Below are 1,895 nucleotides of genomic sequence, written 5' to 3' on the forward strand. Positions count from 1 at the left end.
TTATGGGCAATGGACATTAGGTGGCAAGCAATTATACTCACGAGATATGATTAGTCTCGGCAATCGATATACCGTACAAGGATTTGATGGTGAGCATACGTTGATGGCTGAGAGCGGTTGGTATATGCGAAATGAAGTAGCTAGTTATATACCAAAATGGAAATCAAGTATATATGCCAATATAGATTTTGGTGCTGTATATGGACCGAGTACCGATGTATTGACAGGTCGGTTTATTGCTGGTACAGCCATTGGTATGAGAGGCCAATTTAAGTCTGGATTATTTTATGATGCCTTTGTTGGTATGCCGTTATATAAACCGGAAGGTTATAAAACAAATCATATAACAGCAGGATTCCAAGCGGGATTTAGATTTTAGTAAATTGCTGTCATATCTCATATATATAGTTTGGGAGAGAATTTATGAAACAAAAACGATTACAATATAAAATTGCTGTTTGGCTTACAATGGGCCTTATGGTTATGGATCCTTTAGTAGTTCCTTTAGCGTATGCAGAAAATCCTATAGAGGTAGATCGCAATGCGCCTCAACATCGACAAGCACAAGTAGGACAAGCTGCAAACGGTATTACATTAGTCAATATTGCAGGACCTACGGCAGGTGGTGTATCTCGCAACGATTATACAAATTTTAATGTGCCACAACATGGTGTGATTTTAAATAATTCATATCAAATGGCGAACACGAGCCTAGCTGGGTATGTGCCAGGTAATGCTAATATGATGCGTGGCTCTGCCTCGGTTATCGTAAATGAGGTCACATCTCATAATCCTACTAACATGAATGGCTTTATTGAGGTGGCTGGACGTAAAGCATCAGTTGTTGTAGCTAATCCTAATGGAATCACTGTAGATGGTGGCGGTTTTATAAATACTGACCGTGCTGTATTAACGACTGGTAAGCCTGAATATGATCCTAATGGAAATCTTAATACCTATCGGGTAGGACAAGGTTCTATTGCTATTAATGGAAAGGGCCTTAATGCAAAAGAATCTAACTCCTTACAAATTTTAACAGAAGCCGCTCAAGTAAATGCAGGTGTATGGGCTAATGCAGTAGAGACTCGTACAGGTAAAAATTTAATAGATGCCAAGTCTTTAGAATCTAAGGCTTTGGGGTCCTCTAAGCAAATTGGTCTAGATGTATCTGCTATTGGTGGTATGTATGCTAACTCTATTACCATGAAAGGAACCAATGATGGGCTTGGTGTTAATGTTAAAGGTACATTAAGTTCTGTTCATGCGACTACTATTAGTGCGGATGGTATGATTCAAGTGGATGGCGGCATAACAAGTAATGGTCAGACGTCTATTTCAGGTCATGCCATTTCAGTTGGACAAGATGGTATTGTGCAAGGTGACAACGGCTTAGCTATTGAAAGTCAATCGTCTATGACTAATCATGGTTTAGTAAACTCAAATGGTACTACAGATATTCGTGCAAAATCGGTAGATAATGCTGAAAATGGCCGTATATATGGAAATACCTTATCTATTAAAGCAGATACTGTATCTAATCATACGGATGCAACTATTGAAGCCAGATATAAACGTGCTGCGGATGCTTTGACACAAGCTAAAGAGGCTCTTGATACAGAGTGGAATGCAGATATAACGGCTTATAAGACTAAAGAAGAGTTGCAAGCACATCGTAATCGTATTCAAGAGCTAACTAAGGCTTATGATAAAGCGCAAGAAGCAATGACTAAAGTACAAAAGGAATTAGATAGTCATAAGTCTGGTACAATGGCGAGCCGTGACCATATGGATATACAAGCTAATGAAATCCATAATAATGGAAATGCTTTATTGTATAGTGGAAATACGATGAATCTAACAGGCTCTCATGTCATTGAAAATAAGGGCGCCACCAT

2 protein-coding genes are annotated in these 1,895 nt (G+C 38.7%); both read left to right on the forward strand.

Features of this window, described 5'->3' with window-relative positions:
* On the forward strand, positions 1-379 hold a 379-nt coding region (locus VEI_RS10350), incomplete at its 5' end, for a ShlB/FhaC/HecB family hemolysin secretion/activation protein (RefSeq protein WP_145749533.1).
* A gap of 44 nt (positions 380-423) precedes the next feature.
* The coding region (locus tag VEI_RS09265; protein WP_145749535.1) for a filamentous hemagglutinin N-terminal domain-containing protein at positions 424-1,895 on the forward strand (1,472 nt) is incomplete at its 3' end.

Origin of the sequence: Veillonella tobetsuensis (genome assembly GCF_001078375.1) — a bacterium.
In the GTDB taxonomy this organism is placed as follows: Bacteria; Bacillota; Negativicutes; order Veillonellales; family Veillonellaceae; genus Veillonella; species Veillonella tobetsuensis.